This window comes from Alloalcanivorax marinus (assembly GCF_016906305.1).
GTDB classification, from domain to species: domain Bacteria; phylum Pseudomonadota; class Gammaproteobacteria; order Pseudomonadales; family Alcanivoracaceae; genus Alloalcanivorax; species Alloalcanivorax marinus.
This window is the reverse complement of sequence record NZ_JADDOL010000022.1, coordinates 23,514-41,145: the sequence shown is the minus strand read 5'-3', so window position 1 is coordinate 41,145 and position 17,632 is coordinate 23,514. Positions and strand designations below refer to the sequence as shown.

The window sequence follows — 17,632 nt, the reverse complement described above, 5'->3', positions numbered from 1 at the left end:
AAGCCAGATCAGGGTCCGCGCATAATTCATCGGATACTCCCGGCCGCCGTCCGCGGACGGCGGCGTGATGACGGGGTCGAGCAATGCGGGCGGATTCAAAACCGTGGGATGTTTTGAATCACTCTGGTTCTAGCATGGCGCCAAAACGAACGCCAAGTCAAAAGCAAAAATGGACAAAACCGTGAAGAAAAAGTGGAGGGCGTGTGATATCGGATAAGCGGTGGAAAACGCCCGCCGGGCGTCCGCCGCGATCAGCAGTCGCAGCGGAAGCGGACGTTGTCGTCCAGCCGCAGGGCGGTCAGGCAGCCGCCCCAGACGCAGCCGGTGTCCAGGGCTTCCACCCCGTCCACGCCGCTGCGGCCTTCCAGGGCGGCCCAGTGGCCGAACAGCACCCGGCGCCCCGGGTCCAGGCGATCCGGATGCTCGAACCAGGGCACGAAGCCCGCCGGCGGCTGGTCGGCCTCGCCCTTGGTGGTCAGGTCCAGGTCGCCCTGGCGGTCGACGAAGCGCATGCGCGTGAAGTAATTGGTGATCACCCGCCAGCGGGTGGCGCCGGTCAGGTGATCGCGCCAGCCGGCCGGTTCGTTGCCGTACATCTGGCCGAAAAAAATATCCGCCCGCTGCGGATCGGCCAGCACCTGCGCGATCTCCGCCGCGCGCCGGCGCGCCTGGTCCAGGGTCCACAGGGGCGGCAGACCGGCATGGGTCATCACGGCGCCGAATTCCGGCGCGTCCACCAGCAACGGCTGACTTTGCAGCCAGGCCAGCAGGGTGTCCCGGTCCGGGGCGTCCAGAATCGGCTGCAGGGTGTCCTTGCTCTTCGGACGGGCGTGGCCGTGGGCCACCGCCAGCAGGTGCAGGTCGTGATTGCCCAGGACCACCTGCACGTTGTCGCGCAGGGCGTGCACCCGGCGCAGGGCCCCCAGGGAGTCCGGACCCCGATTGACCAGGTCCCCGGCCAGCAGCAGCCGGTCCCGGTCCGGGTTGAAGCCAATGGTGTCGAGCAGCGCCTCGAAGGGGCCCAGGCAGCCCTGCAGGTCGCCGATGGCGAAGGTACTCATGGGGCGCTCCGGTGTATCAGTGCAGGGCCCGCGGCACCGCCAGCGTGAACGCCGGGATGTCCGCGTCGAAACAGGTGCCGTCCTCGGCCAGCATCTGGTAACTGCCGTGCATGGTGCCCACCTCGGTTTCCAGCACCGCGCCGCTGGAATACTGGTAGAACCCGCCGGGCGCGATACTGGGCTGCTCGCCGATCACGCCCTCGCCGTGCACCTCCCGGGTGCGCTCCTCGCCGTCGGTGATCACCCAGTGGCGGGTCAGCAGGCGGGCGGTCTGTTTCCCTTTGTTCTTCAGGGTGACGTGATAGGCGAACACCCAGCGCTGATTGTCCGCGTCGCTCTGGTCGGGCAGGTATTCCACTTTCACGGAAACCTGGATCCGGTAGCGGTTCTCGTCCACGACGGTCATGAACTGGCTCCTTGTGATTCCGGTGCGCCGCCGCTGGCGTTGGCCAGGGCCACGTAGTCCGCCACCGTCAGGTGATCGGGGCGCAGGCCCGGGTCGATGCCGGTGGCGGCGAACAGATCGGCGTCGATCAGGCGTTTCAGGCTGTTGCGAATCGCCTTGCGGCGCTGGCTGAAGGCCTGGGCCACCAGCCGCGCCAGCCAGGCCGGGTCGTCGGCGGGCCAGGGCGGCGTCGCATAGGGCGTCAGCCGCACCACCGCCGAATCCACCTTGGGCGGCGGCTGGAAGGCCCCCGGCGGCACGAAAAACAGGTAATCCGCCTGGCAATGATACTGCACCATCACCGACAGGCGCCCGTAGTCCTTGCCGCCGGGGGCGGCGGTCAGCCGGTCCACCACCTCCTTCTGCAGCATGAAGGTCATGTCGGCGATGGCGCCGGCCTGGTCCAGCAGATGGAAGATCAGCGGCGTGGAAATGTTGTAGGGCAGGTTGCCCACCACCCGCAGCGGGCGGCCGTCCGCCAGGGCGGCGAAGTCGAACCGCAGGGCGTCGCTCTCGTGGATGGTGAGCCGTTCCGGGGCGATGCGTTCACGCAGCAGGGCGATCAGGTCCCGGTCCAGCTCCACCACCTGCAGATGGTTCACCTCGTCCAGCAGCGGGTAGGTGAGGGCGCCCTGGCCGGGGCCGATTTCCACCAGCGACTGGCCCTCGCCGGGGGCGACGCTGCGCACCAGCCGTTCGATGATGGCCGGGTCGTGCAGAAAGTGCTGACCGAAGCGCTTGCGGGCGCGGTGCGGGGTGCTCATGAGACGGGCTCCGACGGGGCGGCGCGGCGCGCCAGTTCCGCCGCCAGCCGGGTGGCGGCGCGCAGGCTGCCGGCCAGGGCGCGACCGGTGCCGGCCAGATCAAAGGCGGTGCCGTGATCCACCGAGGTGCGGATGAACGGCAGGCCTAGGGTCAGGTTCACCGCCTCGCCAAACCCGGCGAACTTGAGCACCGGCAGGCCCTGGTCGTGGTACATGGCCAGCACCGCGTCGTGGCGTTCCAGCAGAGCCGGCTGGAAGGCGGTGTCCGCCGGCACCGGGCCGGTCAGATCGAAGCCTTCGCCGCGCAGGCGTTCCAGGGTGGGGATGATGATGTCCAGCTCCTCGCGGCCCAGGTGGCCGCCTTCGCCGGCGTGGGGGTTGAGCCCCAGCACCAGGATGCGCGGCCGCGGCAGGGCGAATTTGGCGCGCAGGTCGTTGCGCAGAATGGTCAGCACCCGGGTCAGGCCGGCGTCGGTGATCGCCGCCGGCACCCTGGCCAGGGGCAAATGAGTGGTGGCCAGGGCCACCCGCAGGTCGCCGGCGGCCAGCATCATCACCACCCGGTCCACGCCGGCGCGCTCGGCCAGAAATTCGGTGTGGCCGGTGAAAGCCGGGTCGGCGGCCTCGCAGATCACGTTCTTGGCCACCGGGGCGGTGACCATGGCCGAGAAGGTGCCGTCCAGGCAGCCATCGGCGGCCCGCCGCAGCATCGCCAGGGTGCCGGCGCCGGTGGCCGGGTCCGGCCGGCCGGCGGTGACCGTCGCCCCCGCAGGACAGTGCCAGAGGGCGGCGCCGGCCGGCGCCGGCCGGTCCGGCGACCAGTCGGGCAGGTCCGGGTCCAGGCCCAGGGCCCGGGCGCGGTCGGCCAGCACCGCGCGGTCGCCGAAAATCACCAGCGGCGCGGCGGGCGTTTCCGCGGCCAGGGTCAGGGCCAGGTCCGGGCCGATGCCCGCCGGGTCGCCGCTGGTCAGGGCCAGGGGGCGGATCATGAATCCGGGTTCAGGCGGATGTCCACGTAGGCCTCCGCGCGCTGCTCCTGCAGCCAGGTTTGCAGCTCTTCGTCGAAGCGGCGCTTCTGCAGGGCCTGGCGGGCCTGCAGATCCCGGTAGCGGTCGCTCATGTCGGTTTCGCGCACGTCCTCCACCTGCAGGAAGTGCCAGCCGAACTGGGTCTGGAAGGTCGGAGACAGTTGCCCCTTGGGCGTTTCCTGCATCATCTGCTCGAACTCCGGCACCATTTCGCCGGGGGCCACCCAGCCCAGCTCGCCGCCGGCGCGGGCGCTGCCCGGGTCGTCGGAGGACTGCTCGGCGGCCTGGGCGAAGGTGAGCTCGCCGGAGGCCACCTGGTCGTGCAGCCGGTCGATTTCCTGGCGGGCCTGCTCCTCGGTGGTGAGGGTGTCCGGGCGCACCAGCACGTGGCGCACCTTGTACTGGGTGACCAGGCGCTCGCCGCCGCCACGGCGGTCGATCATCTTGAGAATGTGGAAACCGGCGCCGGAGCGCAGCGGCTCGCTGATGTCGCCTTTTTGCATATCAATGGCGGCGTCGGCGAACAGGCTCGGCCACTGGGCCGCTTCCCGCCAGCCCAGGTCGCCGCCTTCCAGGGCTTCCGGGCCGTCGGATTCCGCCACCGCGGTTTCCGCGAAATCGGCGCCGCCGCGCAGGCGGCTGACCAGATCGTCGGCCTTCTGCTTGGCCGCGCGCACCTGTTCCGGGGTGGCGCCGCCGGGCACCTTGACCAGAATATGGCCGAGGTGGAAATCCGCCTGGAACATGCGCTTGCCGGTCTCGGACTGCAGGAAGCGCTCCACCTCCCGGTCGGTGACCCGGATGCGCGACGCCACGCTGCGCTGCTGCAGGCGCGAGATCACCATTTCGTTACGGATCTGCTCGCGGAACTGGGACCAGTCGTAGCCCTCGCCGCGCAGCCGCTCGGAAAACTGCGGCAGGGTCATGTTGTTCTGCCGGGCGATGCCCTCCAGGGCCTGGTTAAGCGCCGCGTCGTCCACGCGGATGCCGCCGCGCTCGGCCATCTGCAGCTGCACCCGCTCCAGGATCATGCGGTCGAGCACCTGCTCGCGCATCACGTCCAGGGGCGGCAGCGGGCGGTTGTCGGCGCGGAACTGGGCGGCGATGTCGTTGACCCGCGCGTCCAGCTCGCTGTCCATGATCACGCCGTCGTTGACCACCGCCACGATGCGGTCCAGGGGCTGCATGTCCGCCTGGGCGGCCTGGGTCATCAACAAGGCGCCCAGCAACCAGGCTCCGATCCTACTCATATTCACTCCTGTATCCGGGAATGCTGCGTTCCAGCAGGCTGTCCACGCGCCCGCCGAACCCGCCGAGCCCGGTCATCTGAATCTGCATTAATACCGTGGAGTCGCCTTCCAGGGTGCCGTTGCCGTCGTCGTCGACAAGCTCCCGCTGGCTGACCAGGCGGATCTTCCAGCAGCAGTTGCGCCACTCGGCGCCGGCCAGGGTCTCCAGGGTGCGCTGGTTTTCCAGGTCGTACAGCCAGCGGCCGATCAGGCGCCAGTTGCGGTGGATCGGCCAGATGGCGGCGATTTCCGATTGCTGGATGTCCTCCTCGGCCAGGTCGTGAAAACCCAGGTTGAGGACGCGGCGCTCCCGGTCGGTGTAGCCCAGGCGCAGGGACGAGCGCTGCCGCTCATTGGCGTGCGTGTCCCACTGGCCTTCGGAATAGAGGTACCAATCGTGCCCAAAGTTCCAGCGCGCGTCGGCGACCATCGGGGTCTGGTCGGCGTCGTCGGGCTCCCGGCCGCGCAGCTGCACCTTGCGCTCGCCGGTGTAATAGCCCTGGCCCACGCGCAGACGCAGCTGCTCGCGGCCGTCGTCGTTGCGCAGGAAGCGGCTGGTCACGCCCACCGACATCTTTTCCTCGTCGCCGATGCGATCGTAGCCGATGAAGCGGTTTTCCCGGAACAGGGTGTTGTAGGAGAAGGTCAGCTCGCCGGCGTCGAAGTTGGGCAGCGGGTCCTGGTATTCGTAGGCCACCTTGTTGAGGAACACGCGCGGTTCCAGGGTCTGGGTGTAGCCGCGCCCGAACAGGCTGGTGTCGCGCTGCAGGAACAGCCCCGAATCCAGGCTGGCGCCCCAGGTGGTCAGGGTCGGGTCGGCGCTGTTGTCGGCGTCGTCCAGCTGGTAGCGGGTGTGGTAGAGCCGCGCCCGGGGTTCCACGTAGCCCCAGGGCTTCTTGAGCCGCACCGCCAGCCCCGGGGCCATGTGCACCCGGGCGCCGGTGGGGTTGTTGCTGGTGTCGTTGTCGGCCCGGTCGAAGGCGGTCACGTCGCTGAGCCACAGGCCGTGCAGGGGGCCGAACAGTCGCGGGTCGCCGGACAGCTGCAGCTGCGGCAGACGCCGGTAGGGTTCCAGGTTGTCCGGCAGGGTCGGGTCGATGGTCTGCCAGGACTGAATCCGGGCCAGGGCCTGCCAGCGGCGGCCGTAATAGCGGGCCTCGCCGAGACGGGGCAGGTGGGTCTGGGAGCTGACCTCCAGGCCGGTGTCCAGATCCTTGAAGTAGAAGTCGTCGGACACGTAATTGACGTCGGCGGTGAGCTGCCAGCGGTTCACCGAGCCGCTGTGCCGCCAGGACGCCACTTCCCGGTTCTCGTCGTTGAACTGGCGATCGCTGAACAGCACCCCGTAACTGACCTGGCCCAGGCCGAAGCGGTTCAGGTAACGGAACTCGGTTTCCAGGCCGCTGCCACGGCCGTCGATGTAGCGCGGCGACACCGTGGCGTCCATCTGCGGATGCAGATTGATGTAGATCGGCTGGGTCACGTCCAGGCCGCCGTTGTCACTGGTGGCGATGGTCGGGAACAGCAGGCCGGTCTTGCGGCGGTCGTCGATGGGGAAGGTGATCCACGGCAGCCACAGCACCGGCACGCCCTTGACCCGCAGCGTCACGTCGCGGGCCTCGCCCCAGCCTTCCTGGCGGTCCAGGCGGATCTGCCGGCCCTTGAGCTGCCAGCCGTTGGAAGCCGGCGGGCAGGTGGTGTAGCTGCCCTGTTCGATGGTGACGAAGTTGTCGACCAGATCGATGTAATCGGCGGTGCCCCGGGCACCCGGCCCGAACAGGGAATACCGCACGCCGTCCAGGCTCACCTCGCGGCGGTCGGTCTGGCCGCTCATGCCGTTGGCGAGGAAGGTGAACTGGTCGGTCTCCAGGCGCAGGTCGTTGTCCACCTGGAACTTGCCGCTGGACTGGTCGAGCAGGGCGGACTGGGTGGTGAGCCGGCGGCCGGGCTCCTCGATCAGCACGTCGCCGCCCATCTCGATCAGGCCGTCCTGGGTGAGGCTGGTGCGGTCGGCGGTGATCACCGTGTCGCTGCGCTCGGCGGGCACGCCCACCCGCGGGTTGTAATAGATGCCGCTGCACCACACCGGAATCGGCCGTTGCAGCACCGGGGGCAGGGCTTCCATGGACTCCCGGTCGACCCAGTTGAGGTCGTCGTCGGCGCCGGCGAAGCCGGCCAGGATCAGTGCCAGGCCGGGTAAAAACGATGGTTTGGGCAGTGGCATCGGCTGCTCGGAACAGGTAAAAAGGCCGTTTCGGAATCCCCGACCGCGTCCTTGATGGCGCGTACCCTGCCGGTGGGGCCGGCGTTGTCGTTGGCGGTGCGGAGTTTCAGTCGAATCGCGGCAGTGTAATGGATTGAAGGTGGCAATGCAGCCTGAGAACGGTAATCAGGATCACCGGCGCGCGGCGCTGGACCAATGGGTGAGCGCCTGGCTGGGTGCGCCGGTGGCCGGCGAGCCGGCCTCGGCGGATGCCAGTTTCCGGCGCTATTTCCGTTACCGCCACGGCGACCGCACCCTGGTGGCCATGGACGCGCCCCCGGAGCAGGAGGACTGCCGGCCCTTTGTCGACGTGGCCGGACGGCTTGCCCGGGCCGGAGTGAACGTGCCCGAGGTGCTGCACCAGGACCTGGAGCGGGGCTTTCTGCTGCTCACCGACATGGGCACCGAAACCTGGCTCACGGCGCTGGACGACGGCAACGCGGACGCCTGGTTCGGCGCCGCCTTGGACACCCTGGTCGCCCAGCAGAGCCGTGCCGACGCCGGCGGGCTGCCGGTCTATGACCGCCCCCTGCTGCGCCGCGAGCTGGATCTGTTCCCGGACTGGTACCTGGCGCGCCATCGCGGTGTGAGCCTGTCGGAGCAAGACCGGCAACGCCTGGAGGCGGTGTTCGACACCCTGATCGAGTCCGCCCTGGCCCAGCCCCGGGTGTTCGTGCACCGCGACTTCATGCCCCGCAATCTGATGGTCAGCGACCCCAACCCCGGGGTCATCGATTTCCAGGACGCGGTGCTGGGGCCGCTCAGCTACGACCCGATCTGCCTGTTCAAGGACGCCTTCCTGAGCTGGCCGGAGGATCAGGTGCTGGCCTGGCTGCGGCTTTACCATGAGCGCGCCGGCGCCGCCGGCCTGCCGGTGCCGGCGGCCTTCGACGACTGGCTGCGCTGGTGCGACCTGATGGGCGCCCAGCGCCACCTCAAGGTGATCGGCATCTTCGCGCGCATCCGCCACCGGGACGGCAAGCCGAAATACCTGGAGGACGCGCCGCGTTTCTTCGCCTACCTGCGCACCGTGATCGCCCGGCGGCCGGAACTGGCCGACCTGGGGCGGCTGCTGGACCAGTGGGGCTGCCCGTGAGCGGCACGCCCACGGCGATGATCCTGGCCGCCGGCTACGGCAAACGCATGCGGCCGCTCACCGACCGCACGCCCAAGCCGCTGCTGGAGGCCGGCGGCCGGCCGTTGATCCAGTACCCCATCGAGGCCCTGCGCGACGCCGGGGTCCGCGATATCGTGATCAACACCGGCTGGCTGGGCGAGCAGCTGCCGGCGCGGCTGGGTGACGGCTCCGAGCTGGGCGTGCGCCTGCACTGGTCCCACGAGGGCACGCCGCTGGAAACCGCCGGCGGCATTCGCCGGGCACTGCCGCTGCTGGGCGAGGCGCCCTTTATTCTGGTCAACGGCGACATCTGGACCGACTACGATTTCCGCCGTCTCGGCGAGCTGGCGGGGGACGACCGCGCCCATCTGGTGCTGGTGGACAACCCGGCCCACCACCCGGACGGGGATTTCCATTTAACAGAGCACGGCCGGCTGGGCGATAATGCCGCGCCCCGGCTTACCTACGCCGGCATCGCGCGGCTGCATCCGGCCCTGTTCCGCGATCTGGATGACGGCGAACGGCCGCTGGCGCCGCTGCTGCGCGCCGCCATCGCCGCCGACCGCGCCACCGGCGAGCACCATGCCGGGCACTGGTGGGACATCGGCACCCCCGAGCGCCTCGCCGAACTGGACCGCTTTCTGGCCCACCGCCGCCGCTGAGTCACGCACCGAGGATTTTTCATGGCCAAGCAAACCCCCTGGATCGCCCCCTCCATTCTCGCCGCCGATTTCGCGCGCCTGGGCGAGGAGTGCGAGGCGGTGCTTGCCGCCGGCGCCGACGTGATCCATTTCGACGTGATGGACAATCACTACGTGCCCAACCTGACCATCGGCCCCATGGTCTGCCAGGCCCTGCGCAAGCACGGCATCACCGCGCCCATCGACGTGCATCTGATGGTCAGCCCGGTGGATGACCTGATCGGTATGTTCGCCGACGCCGGCGCCTCCATGATCACCTTCCACCCGGAAGCCTCCCGCCACGTGGACCGTTCCCTGCAGCTGATCCGCGACGCCGGTTGCCAGGCCGGCCTGGTGCTCAATCCCGCCACCTCGCCGGACTGCCTGGACTACGTGCTCGACAAGCTGGACATGATCCTGCTGATGAGCGTGAACCCGGGCTTCGGCGGTCAGAAATTCATTCCCGGCACCCTCAGGAAGATCGAGCGGGTACGCCGCCTGATCGACGACAGCGGCCGCGATATCCGCCTGGAAGTGGACGGCGGTGTTTCCGAGAAGAACATCGGCGAGGTGGCCGCCGCCGGCGCCGATACCTTCGTGGCCGGCTCGGCCATCTTCGGCAAGGACGACTACCGGGCGGTGATCGACGCCATGCGCGCGCAACTGGCCTGATCCGGCGTTTTCCGGCGCCGCACATCGTCAAACACCGTAAAGATTACCGGCCCCGCCTTGCCGCGCCGGCGCCCTCCCCGTTGCAATGACCGGGAGTTTTGGCAAGGAGGCGAACCGTGCTTGAAGGACTGAGCTGGCCGGTGCTGGCGGTGTGGGCCCTGGTGGCCCTGGCCTGCGCCGCCTGGACGGCCCGCGATCTATACCGCAACAACCGGTTTCTGGGCGGCATGATGAAGGTCGCCTGGGTGCTCACGGTGCTCTATTCCGGGCCGCTGGGGCTGTGGGTCTACTACTACTCCGGGCGCGGCCAGATCCGCCGGGATTCCCTGTGGCGGCGCAGCTTCCGGTCGGTGGCGCACTGCTATTCCGGCTGCGGGCTGGGGGAAATCATCGGCGTGCTGTTCATGGTCGGGGTACTGGCGCTGAGCGGCTGGCCGGTGAATCTGGTGACCTTCGCCCTGGCCTACCTGATCGGTTTCGCCTTTACCCTGGGCCCCCTGGTGCAAAGCGGCGAGGCGTTCGCCGCGGCCCTCAAGGACTCGGTGGTGGCGGAAACGCTCAGCATCACCGCCATGGAGGCGTCCGCCCTGGGCGTCAATACCTGGCTGGGCGGCGGCGCCCGGCTCGGGGAGCCGCATTTCTGGGGCGCTCTGGTGATCTCCCTGAGCGCCGGTCTGCTGGTGGCCTACCCGGTCAATGTGCTGCTGATCCGCTTCGGTGTGAAACAGGGCATGCACGACCCCAAGCACATGATGGAGCACGGCCACGGCGGCCATTGAGGCGGGCCCGGACTGAACGGTATAGTCCGTGAAACCGAATTCCGGAAATCCCAGGGAGACGCCGTGCCCGGTGTGTCGTACCCCCGCTCCTGGCGAACCGTTCTGATCCTGCTGGCGCTGGCCGCCGTGGCGGCGGGCTGTGCCACCCGCCCCATGGGCGAGGGCCCGCGGGTGGAAGAGCGCGGCGCCGGTGCCGAGCCGCCGCCGCTGTTGCGCGATGATGTGCCCGCCGCCGACCTGGCGCCGATCTCGCCGCTGCTGCGCGCCCAGGCGGAACAGTGGCGCGGCGTGCCCTACCGGCTGGGTGGCAACGACCGCCAGGGCATCGACTGCTCCGCCTTCGTGCAGGTCACCTTCCAGTCGCGGCTGGGCATCCAGGTGCCGCGCACCACCGACGAGCTGGCCCGGCAGGGCCGCCGGGTGGGTCGCGACGAACTGCGCGCCGGCGATCTGGTGTTCTTCAAGACCGGCTTCCGCCAGCGCCATGTGGGCATCTACATGGGCGGCGACCGCTTCCTGCACGCCTCCACCAGCCGGGGCGTGATGACCTCTTCCCTGAATAACGTCTATTGGCGGCGTCATTACTGGAAGGCGCGCCGCCTGGATCTGGACGAACGGCCCTCGGCGGTGTCGCTTTCGGACGAATCACGGTAGATTACGTCACTGTTTTTGTGAGTCATCACCGTTTGATTGACCGGGAGAGTCTGAATGAGCGCCGATCTCGCGCCCCTGTTTCGTCCGTTTGAATGCAAATCCCTGAAACTGCGCAACCGCGTGGCCATGGCCCCGATGACCCGCAACTTCTCGCCCGGCCAGGTGCCCGGCGAGAACGTGGCCGGCTACTACCGCCGCCGCGCGGAAGGGCAGGTGGGCCTGCTGATCACCGAAGGTACCACCATCAATCACCCGGGCGCGCCGGGCCACGACGCGGTGCCCGCCTTCCACGGCGAGGCCGCCCTGGCCGGCTGGAAGCGGGTGGTGGAAGAAGTGCACGGCGCCGGCGGCGCCATCATTCCCCAGCTCTGGCACGTGGGCGGCACCCGCCGGCCCGGCGTGGGCCCGGACAAGGACGCCCCCGCCTACTCGCCGTCCGGCCTGTTCAAGCCCGGCAAGCCCAATGGCAAGGCCATGGACCAGCAGGACATCGACGACGTGATCCGCGCGTTCGCCGACGGCGCCCGGGACGCCAAGGCGCTGGGCTTCGACGGGGTGGAAATCCACGGCGCCCACGGCTACCTGCTGGACCAGTTTTTCTGGGAAGGCACTAACCAGCGCGACGACCGCTACGGTGGCTCCCTGGAGAACCGCGCCCGGTTCGGCGTGGAAGTGGTCCGGGCGGTGCGTGAGGCGGTGGGTGAGGACTTCGCCATCGTGCTGCGCTATTCCCAGTGGAAGCAGCAGGACTACGAGGCGCGCCTGGCCCACGACCCGGAGGAGCTGGAGCGTTTTCTGGCGCTGTTCGTGGACGCCGGCGTGGACATCTTCCATGCCTCCACCCGCCGTTTCTGGGTGCCGGAGTTCGAGGGTTCGGATCTGAACCTGGCGGGCTGGACCAAAAAGCTCACCGGCAAGCCGGCGATCTCCGTGGGCAGCGTGGGGCTGGACGACGATTTCATCGGCGCCAACAACCAGGGCATCGGCGGCACCGCCAACCCGAAGGGCATCGAGGAGCTGGTGAAGCGCATGGCGGCCGACGAATTCGACCTGATCGCCGTGGGCCGGGCCCTGCTGCAGGATCCGAACTGGCTGGTGAAAATGCGGGAAGGGCAGGGTGACGAGATCGAGCCCTTCACCAAGGCGGCGCTGGGGTCGTTGAGCTAACGCCGCTATCGCGGCGTTCGATACAGGGGACAGGATACAGGATGAAGGGGCGGGCAGCTGTGCCTGCCCCTGTATCCTTCAGCCTGTATCCTGTATCGCGGCCGCAGGCCGCTTAATCGTTTTCCAGCCGCTTGTTGATGCGCAGGGCCAGCAGGGTGCAGATCACCCCGGACAGCAGATAAACGCTGACGTAGGCGAGCCCGAAGTTCGCCGACAGGCCCAGGGCCACCAGCGGCGCGAAGGCGGCGCCGAACAGCCAGGCGAAGTCGGAGGTGAGCGCGGCGCCGGTGTAGCGGAAGCGGCGCTCGAAGTTGGCGGTCACGGTGCCGGACGCCTGGCCGTAGGACACCCCCAGCAGGGCGAAGCCGATCAGGATGAACAGGTCCTGCTGCAGCGCGGAGCCGTTCATCAGCATCGGCGTGAACAGGCTGAATACCCCGATCAGTACCGCCAGGGTGGCCACCGTGGTGCGCTTGCCGATGCGGTCGGCGATCCAGCCGGAGAACACCGTGCCGCCCATGCCGATGATGGCGCCGACGATCTGGACCGCCAGCACATTGCCGATGGCCTGGGTGTCGCCCAGATAGATCCAGGACAGCGGGAAGATCGTCACCATGTGGAACAGCGCGTAGCTGGCCAGGGCGGCGAACGAGCCGATAAAGATGTTGTAGCCCTGTTTGCGCAGCATTTCCCGGGTGCCCAGGGGCTCCAGTTCGCGCTCTTCCAGGGCGGCGGTGTACTCATGGGTCACCACCAGCCGCAGCCGGGCGAACAGCGCCACCACGTTGATGGCGAAGGCCACGAAGAACGGGTAGCGCCAGCCCCAGCCCTGGAAGTCCGCGTTGGACAGGCTGGTGAACAGGAACAGGAACAGGGCGCTGGCCACCAGGAACCCGATGGGCGCGCCCAGCTGGCCCAGCATGGCGTACCAGCTGCGCCGTTCCCGCGGCGCGTTCAGCGCCAGCAGCGAGGGCAGCCCGTCCCAGGAGCCGCCCAGTGCAATCCCTTGCAGTATCCGGAACAGCGCCAGCAGCAGAATCGAGAAACCGCCCAGGGTCTCGTAGCCGGGCAGGAAGGCGATGCCCGCCGTGGCGGTGCCGAGCAGGAACAGCGAGGCGGTCAGTTTGACGCTGCGGTCCCAGCGGCGCTGGATCATCATGAACAGGGCGGTGCCGAACGGCCGGGCGATGAACGCGAAGGAGAAGATCGTGAAGGCGTACAGCAGGCCTTCCAGCTGGCTGGCGAACGGGAAGAACACCGACGGAAACACCAGCACCGAGGCGATGCCGTACACGAAGAAGTCGAAATATTCTGAGGTGCGTCCCACCACCACGCCGACGGCGATTTCGCCGGGCGCCACCTTGGTGCGGTCGGCCGGCGGCCGGTTGTAGGTGGTCGGGAGGTCGGACTCGTAGGCTCTGGACATGCTCGGGTCTCGCTGCGTACTGGTCTGTTTGAATCCAATAAGAGTATGCTGGGCCGGGCGGCGAAGGAAATCCACTCCTTTAACCGGTGCGCCGTACTATCGCGTGGGCGAAGGATGCCCGGAAGCGCGGGCCTTCGCCATGGGACAAAATGTCCAATTCCCGCCACCCGCCCCGGCGGGTACAGTGCGCCGCACCCTGGGCCACCTCTGTTTGATCCGGTAATGCGACTACACAACTTTTTTCGTTTCGTCCCTCTCGTCGCCGCCGCCGTTCTGCTGAGCGGTTGCGATATGGTGCTGATGTCGCCGTCCGGTGATATCGCCGCCCAGCAGCGCGACCTGATTCTCTGGTCCACCTTCCTGATGCTGCTGGTGATCGTGCCGGTGATCATCCTGACGCTGGTGTTCGCGATTCGCTACCGGGCCGGCAACGATGCCACCTACAAGCCCGATTGGGATCACTCCACGGTGCTGGAGCTGGTGATCTGGGGCGCGCCCCTGCTGATCATCATCGCTCTGGGCGCCATGACCTGGGTGAGCACCCACAAGCTGGACCCCTACCGGCCGCTGGAGCGCATCGACGCCGGTCGCCCGCTGCCCGAGGGCGTGGAGCCGCTGGTCATCGAGGTGGTGTCCCTGGACTGGAAATGGCTGTTCTTCTACCCCGAGCAGGGCATCGCCACGGTCAATGAACTGGCGGCGCCGGTGGATCGTCCGATCCGCTTCAAGATCACCTCCGACCGGGTGATGAACTCGTTCTTCATCCCGGCCCTGGCCGGTCAGATCTATTCCATGGCCGGCATGGAGACCAAGCTGCACGCGGTGATCAACGAGCCCGGTGTCTACGACGGCTTCTCCGCCAACTACAGCGGCGCCGGCTTCTCGCAAATGCGCTTCAAGTTCCACGGCCTCAGCGACGCCGATTTCGACGCCTGGGTGGCCAAGGTCAAAAGCAGCGACGAGGCGCTCAGCCGCGTGGAATACCGGGAGCTGGAGCAACCCAGCGAGAACCATCCGGTGACCTACTACGCCAGCGCCGACGACAACCTCTATCACGACATCCTCAACCGGTGTCTGAACGAGGGCGATGTGTGCATGGACGAGATGATGGCCTTCACGGAACTGGGCATGCCCATGTGCATCGCCGGCGATCCCCGCGATCGCAAGGCGCGCCGCGAGGACGACGAGCTTCGCGAACTTCTGGACCTGACCATGGCCGACGACAGCGACCGTCGGTCCCTCAATCAGTAAACGCTGCCAGCGTCGGATAAGAGATGTCTGAATTGGACCTGACAAAGCTGATCTTCGGTCGCCTCTCCTGGGAGTCGATCCCGTTACACGATCCCATCCTGATCGGCACCTTCATCATGGTCGCCATCGGCGGCACCGCGGTGCTGGGTTTCATTACCTACAAGAAGGCCTGGGGTTACCTCTGGCATGAGTGGTTCACCAGCATCGATCACAAGAAGATCGGCATCATGTACATGGTGCTGGGTCTGGTGATGCTGCTGCGCGGCTTCGCCGACGCCATCATGATGCGCATCCAGCAGGCCTGGGCGTTCGGCGGTTCGGAGGGCTATCTGCCGCCGGAACACTACGACCAGATCTTCACCGCCCACGGCGTGATCATGATCTTCTTCGTCGCCATGCCGCTGATCACCGGCGTCATGAACTATGTGGTGCCGCTGCAGATCGGCGCCCGCGACGTGGCCTTCCCGTTCCTCAACAACTTCAGCTTCTGGATGACCACCGCCGGCGCCGTGCTGGTGATGGTGTCGCTGTTCATCGGCGAGTTCGCCAAGACCGGCTGGCTGGCCTATCCACCGCTATCGGGGATCATAAAGAGTCCCGGGGTGGGGGTGGACTACTACATATGGGCGCTACAGATCGCCGGGGTGGGGACACTGCTATCGGGGGTCAACCTGCTGGTCACCATCGTCAAGATGCGGGCCCCGGGCATGTCCCTGATGCGCATGCCGGTGTTCACCTGGACCGCGCTGTGCACCAACGTGCTGATCGTCGCCGCCTTCCCGGTACTGACCGCGGTGCTGGCGCTGCTGGCGCTGGACCGCTACGCCGACTTCGCGTTCTTCACCACCGATCTGGGTGGCAACGTGATGATGTACATCAACCTGATCTGGATCTGGGGTCACCCGGAGGTGTACATCCTGATTCTGCCGGCGTTCGGTATCTTCTCCGAAGTGGTGTCCACCTTCTCGCGCAAGCGCCTGTTCGGCTACGCGTCCATGGTCTACGCCACGGTGGTGATCACGGTGCTGTCGTACCTGGTGTGGCTGCACCACTTCTTCACCATGGGCTCCGGGCCGACGGTGAACTCGTTCTTCGGCATCACCACCATGATCATCTCGATCCCCACCGGGGCCAAGGTGTTCAACTGGCTGTTCACCATGTACCGCGGCCGCATCGAGTTCGACGTGCCGATGCTGTGGACCGTGGGCTTCATCATCACCTTCGTGATCGGTGGCATGACCGGTGTGCTGCTGGCGGTGCCGCCGGCGGACTTCGTGCTGCACAACAGCCTGTTCCTGGTGGCGCATTTCCATAACGTGATCATCGGTGGCGTGCTGTTCGGCCTGTTCGCCGGCATCACCTACTGGTACCCGAAGGCGTTCGGTTACAAGCTGGATCCGTTCTGGGGCAAGATGTCGTTCTGGTTCTGGACCATCGGCTTCTATTTCGCCTTCATGCCGCTGTACGTGCTGGGCCTGATGGGCGTGACCCGCCGCATGAACAAGTTCGACGATCCGTCCCTGCAGATCTGGTTCGTGATCGCCGCCTTCGGCGCGATCCTGATCGCCATCGGCATCGCCAGCTTCCTGATCCAGCTGTACGTCAGCTACCGCCGCCGCGACGAGCTGCGCGACGACACCGGCGATCCGTGGCACGGCCGCACCCTGGAGTGGTCCACCTCCTCGCCGCCGCCGTACTACAACTTCGCGTTCACGCCCCGGGTGCACGATCTGGACGCCTGGTGGCAGATGAAGGAGCACGGCTACCAGCGGCCGACCAGTGGCTTCCTGCCGATCCACATGCCCAAGAACACCGGCGCCGGCATCATTCTGGCGGGCATCAGCACGGTACTGGGCTTCGCGTTGATCTGGCACATGTGGCTGCTGGCCGGCGTGAGCTTCTTCGCCCTGCTGGCGGTGGCCATCGGCCATACCTTCAACTATGACCGCGACTATCACATCCCCGCCGACGAAGTGGCCGGGATCGAGGCGGAACGTACACGGATGCTTGCGAACCATGTCTGAGATCACCCACGACACCCTGGCCGGTAGCGCGGAAGACGGGCAGCGCCTGCAATTCCACGAGACCACCGAGCACCATCCGGAGACCGGCACGCTGCTGGGCTTCTGGATCTACCTGATGAGCGACTGCCTGATTTTCGCCAGTCTGTTCGCCACCTACGGGGTGCTCGGCCGTGCCTACGCCCACGGCCCCACCGGCCAGGAACTGTTCGATCTGCCGCTGGTGGCGATGAATACCACCCTGCTGCTGCTGTCCTCGATCACCTACGGCTTCGCCATGCTGCGCATGCAGATGGGCAAGCTCGGCGGCGTGATGGTGTGGCTGGCGATCACCGGCCTGCTCGGCGCCGGCTTCCTGGGCCTGGAACTGTACGAGTTCCACCACCTGATCACCGAGGACGCGGGCCCCGGCCGCAGCGCCTTCCTGAGCTCGTTCTTCGCCCTGGTGGGCACCCACGGCCTGCACGTGCTGTTCGGCATCGTGTGGCTGGTGACCCTGCTGTTCCAGCTGAAGAAACACGGCCTGATCGCCGAGAACCGCCGCCGGCTGTTCTGCCTGTCCATGTTCTGGCACTTCCTGGACGTGGTCTGGATCGGCGTCTTCACCTTCGTTTATCTGATGGGAGTGCTGCCATGAGCCAGTCCGATCACGCTCACGATCCGCACGGCCACGATCATCACGACGACGCGCCGCACAGCACCTTCAAGGGCTACATGACCGGCTTCGTGCTGTCGGTGATCCTCACCGCCATCCCGTTCTGGCTGGTGATGGCCGGAGTGATCCAGGATTCCGGCATGACCGCGCTGGTGATCCTGGGCTTCGCCGCGGTGCAGATCGTGGTGCACATGATCTACTTCCTGCACATGAACTTTCACTCCGAGGGTGGCTGGAACATGCTGGCCCTGATCTTCACGGCGGTGATCGTGTTCATCGCCCTGGCCGGTTCACTGTGGGTGATGTACCACCTGAACGTGAACATGATGCCCGGGTTGATGAAGGAGTACCTGTAAGCGC

Annotated in this window: 17 protein-coding genes; 10 read left to right on the top strand and 7 right to left on the bottom strand. The window is 67.1% G+C overall.

The window, feature by feature from the left end:
* Nucleotides 1–251: 251 nt before the first annotated feature.
* From IM760_RS15835 to IM760_RS15810, 6 genes are read right to left on the bottom strand one after another with little or no spacing between them, the layout of a single operon-like run.
* Nucleotides 252–1,061 carry a symmetrical bis(5'-nucleosyl)-tetraphosphatase gene (locus IM760_RS15835; protein WP_204431204.1) on the bottom strand — a complete coding sequence of 270 codons (810 nt, stop codon included), beginning with the start codon at nt 1,059–1,061 and terminating at the stop codon, nt 252–254.
* A 16-nt stretch (nt 1,062–1,077) separates the two neighbouring features.
* Nucleotides 1,078–1,467 carry a Co2+/Mg2+ efflux protein ApaG gene (gene apaG / locus IM760_RS15830; RefSeq protein ID WP_239549906.1) on the bottom strand — a complete coding sequence of 130 codons (390 nt, stop codon included), beginning with the start codon at nt 1,465–1,467 and terminating at the stop codon, nt 1,078–1,080.
* Entirely contained in the window at nt 1,464–2,270 is an 807-nt protein-coding gene (rsmA, locus tag IM760_RS15825) for a 16S rRNA (adenine(1518)-N(6)/adenine(1519)-N(6))-dimethyltransferase RsmA (RefSeq protein ID WP_204431203.1), read from the bottom strand. The genes apaG and rsmA overlap by 4 nt, the downstream gene beginning before the upstream one ends.
* Nucleotides 2,267–3,259 carry a 4-hydroxythreonine-4-phosphate dehydrogenase PdxA gene (gene pdxA, locus IM760_RS15820; RefSeq protein ID WP_204431202.1) on the bottom strand — a complete coding sequence of 331 codons (993 nt, stop codon included), beginning with the start codon at nt 3,257–3,259 and terminating at the stop codon, nt 2,267–2,269. Before pdxA ends, rsmA begins: the two co-directional genes overlap by 4 nt.
* Nucleotides 3,256–4,548 carry a peptidylprolyl isomerase gene (locus IM760_RS15815; protein WP_204431201.1) on the bottom strand — a complete coding sequence of 431 codons (1,293 nt, stop codon included), beginning with the start codon at nt 4,546–4,548 and terminating at the stop codon, nt 3,256–3,258. The genes pdxA and IM760_RS15815 overlap by 4 nt, the downstream gene beginning before the upstream one ends.
* On the bottom strand, nt 4,541–6,811 hold the full coding sequence (locus IM760_RS15810; RefSeq protein ID WP_204431200.1) for an LPS-assembly protein LptD: 2,271 nt from the start codon (nt 6,809–6,811) through the stop codon (nt 4,541–4,543). Before IM760_RS15810 ends, IM760_RS15815 begins: the two co-directional genes overlap by 8 nt.
* Before the next feature lie 145 nt (nt 6,812–6,956).
* Here IM760_RS15810 and IM760_RS15805 point away from each other — a divergent pair, with 145 nt between their 5' ends.
* The 6 genes from IM760_RS15805 to IM760_RS15780 all read left to right on the top strand — a co-directional run bounded on the left by IM760_RS15805 (nt 6,957) and on the right by IM760_RS15780 (nt 11,919).
* Complete coding sequence (locus IM760_RS15805; RefSeq protein ID WP_204431192.1) at nt 6,957–7,946, top strand: aminoglycoside phosphotransferase family protein; 990 nt, start codon at nt 6,957–6,959, stop codon at nt 7,944–7,946.
* 17 nt (nt 7,947–7,963) lie between these two features.
* The gene (gene murU / locus IM760_RS15800) at nt 7,964–8,629 is read left to right on the top strand and encodes an N-acetylmuramate alpha-1-phosphate uridylyltransferase MurU (protein ID WP_204431238.1); all 666 of its coding nucleotides are present in this window, start codon (nt 7,964–7,966) and stop codon (nt 8,627–8,629) included.
* A 21-nt stretch (nt 8,630–8,650) separates the two neighbouring features.
* Nucleotides 8,651–9,319 (top strand): ribulose-phosphate 3-epimerase, encoded by a 669-nt coding sequence (gene rpe / locus IM760_RS15795; RefSeq protein ID WP_204431189.1) that lies wholly within the window; start codon nt 8,651–8,653, stop codon nt 9,317–9,319.
* Between the two features lie 116 nt (nt 9,320–9,435).
* The gene (locus IM760_RS15790) at nt 9,436–10,098 is read left to right on the top strand and encodes a DUF4396 domain-containing protein (protein ID WP_204431187.1); all 663 of its coding nucleotides are present in this window, start codon (nt 9,436–9,438) and stop codon (nt 10,096–10,098) included.
* Nucleotides 10,099–10,161: 63 nt separating this feature from the next.
* Nucleotides 10,162–10,752 carry an NlpC/P60 family protein gene (locus IM760_RS15785; protein ID WP_228232310.1) on the top strand — a complete coding sequence of 197 codons (591 nt, stop codon included), beginning with the start codon at nt 10,162–10,164 and terminating at the stop codon, nt 10,750–10,752.
* A 54-nt stretch (nt 10,753–10,806) separates the two neighbouring features.
* Entirely contained in the window at nt 10,807–11,919 is a 1,113-nt protein-coding gene (locus IM760_RS15780) for an NADH:flavin oxidoreductase (RefSeq protein ID WP_204431185.1), read from the top strand.
* Nucleotides 11,920–12,031: 112 nt separating this feature from the next.
* Here IM760_RS15780 and IM760_RS15775 read toward each other — a convergent pair whose 3' ends face one another.
* Nucleotides 12,032–13,345, bottom strand: coding sequence for an MFS transporter (locus tag IM760_RS15775; RefSeq protein WP_204431183.1), 1,314 nt, complete (start codon nt 13,343–13,345; stop codon nt 12,032–12,034).
* A gap of 222 nt (nt 13,346–13,567) precedes the next feature.
* On the opposite strand from IM760_RS15775, the gene cyoA reads away from it, so the two are divergent.
* The 4 genes from cyoA to cyoD are packed head-to-tail and all read left to right on the top strand — an operon-like array spanning nt 13,568 to nt 17,628.
* Nucleotides 13,568–14,596: a ubiquinol oxidase subunit II gene (gene cyoA / locus IM760_RS15770; RefSeq protein WP_204431181.1), complete on the top strand. Its 1,029-nt coding sequence runs from the start codon at nt 13,568–13,570 to the stop codon at nt 14,594–14,596.
* 23 nt (nt 14,597–14,619) lie between these two features.
* A complete protein-coding gene (cyoB, locus tag IM760_RS15765) occupies nt 14,620–16,620 on the top strand; it encodes a cytochrome o ubiquinol oxidase subunit I (RefSeq protein WP_239549905.1) in 2,001 nt (666 codons plus the stop codon).
* The gene (cyoC, locus tag IM760_RS15760; protein ID WP_204431179.1) at nt 16,613–17,254 is read left to right on the top strand and encodes a cytochrome o ubiquinol oxidase subunit III; all 642 of its coding nucleotides are present in this window, start codon (nt 16,613–16,615) and stop codon (nt 17,252–17,254) included. Before cyoB ends, cyoC begins: the two co-directional genes overlap by 8 nt.
* Nucleotides 17,251–17,628 (top strand): cytochrome o ubiquinol oxidase subunit IV, encoded by a 378-nt coding sequence (gene cyoD, locus IM760_RS15755; protein WP_204431178.1) that lies wholly within the window; start codon nt 17,251–17,253, stop codon nt 17,626–17,628. The genes cyoC and cyoD overlap by 4 nt, the downstream gene beginning before the upstream one ends.
* The last annotated feature ends 4 nt before the right edge of the window (nt 17,629–17,632 follow it).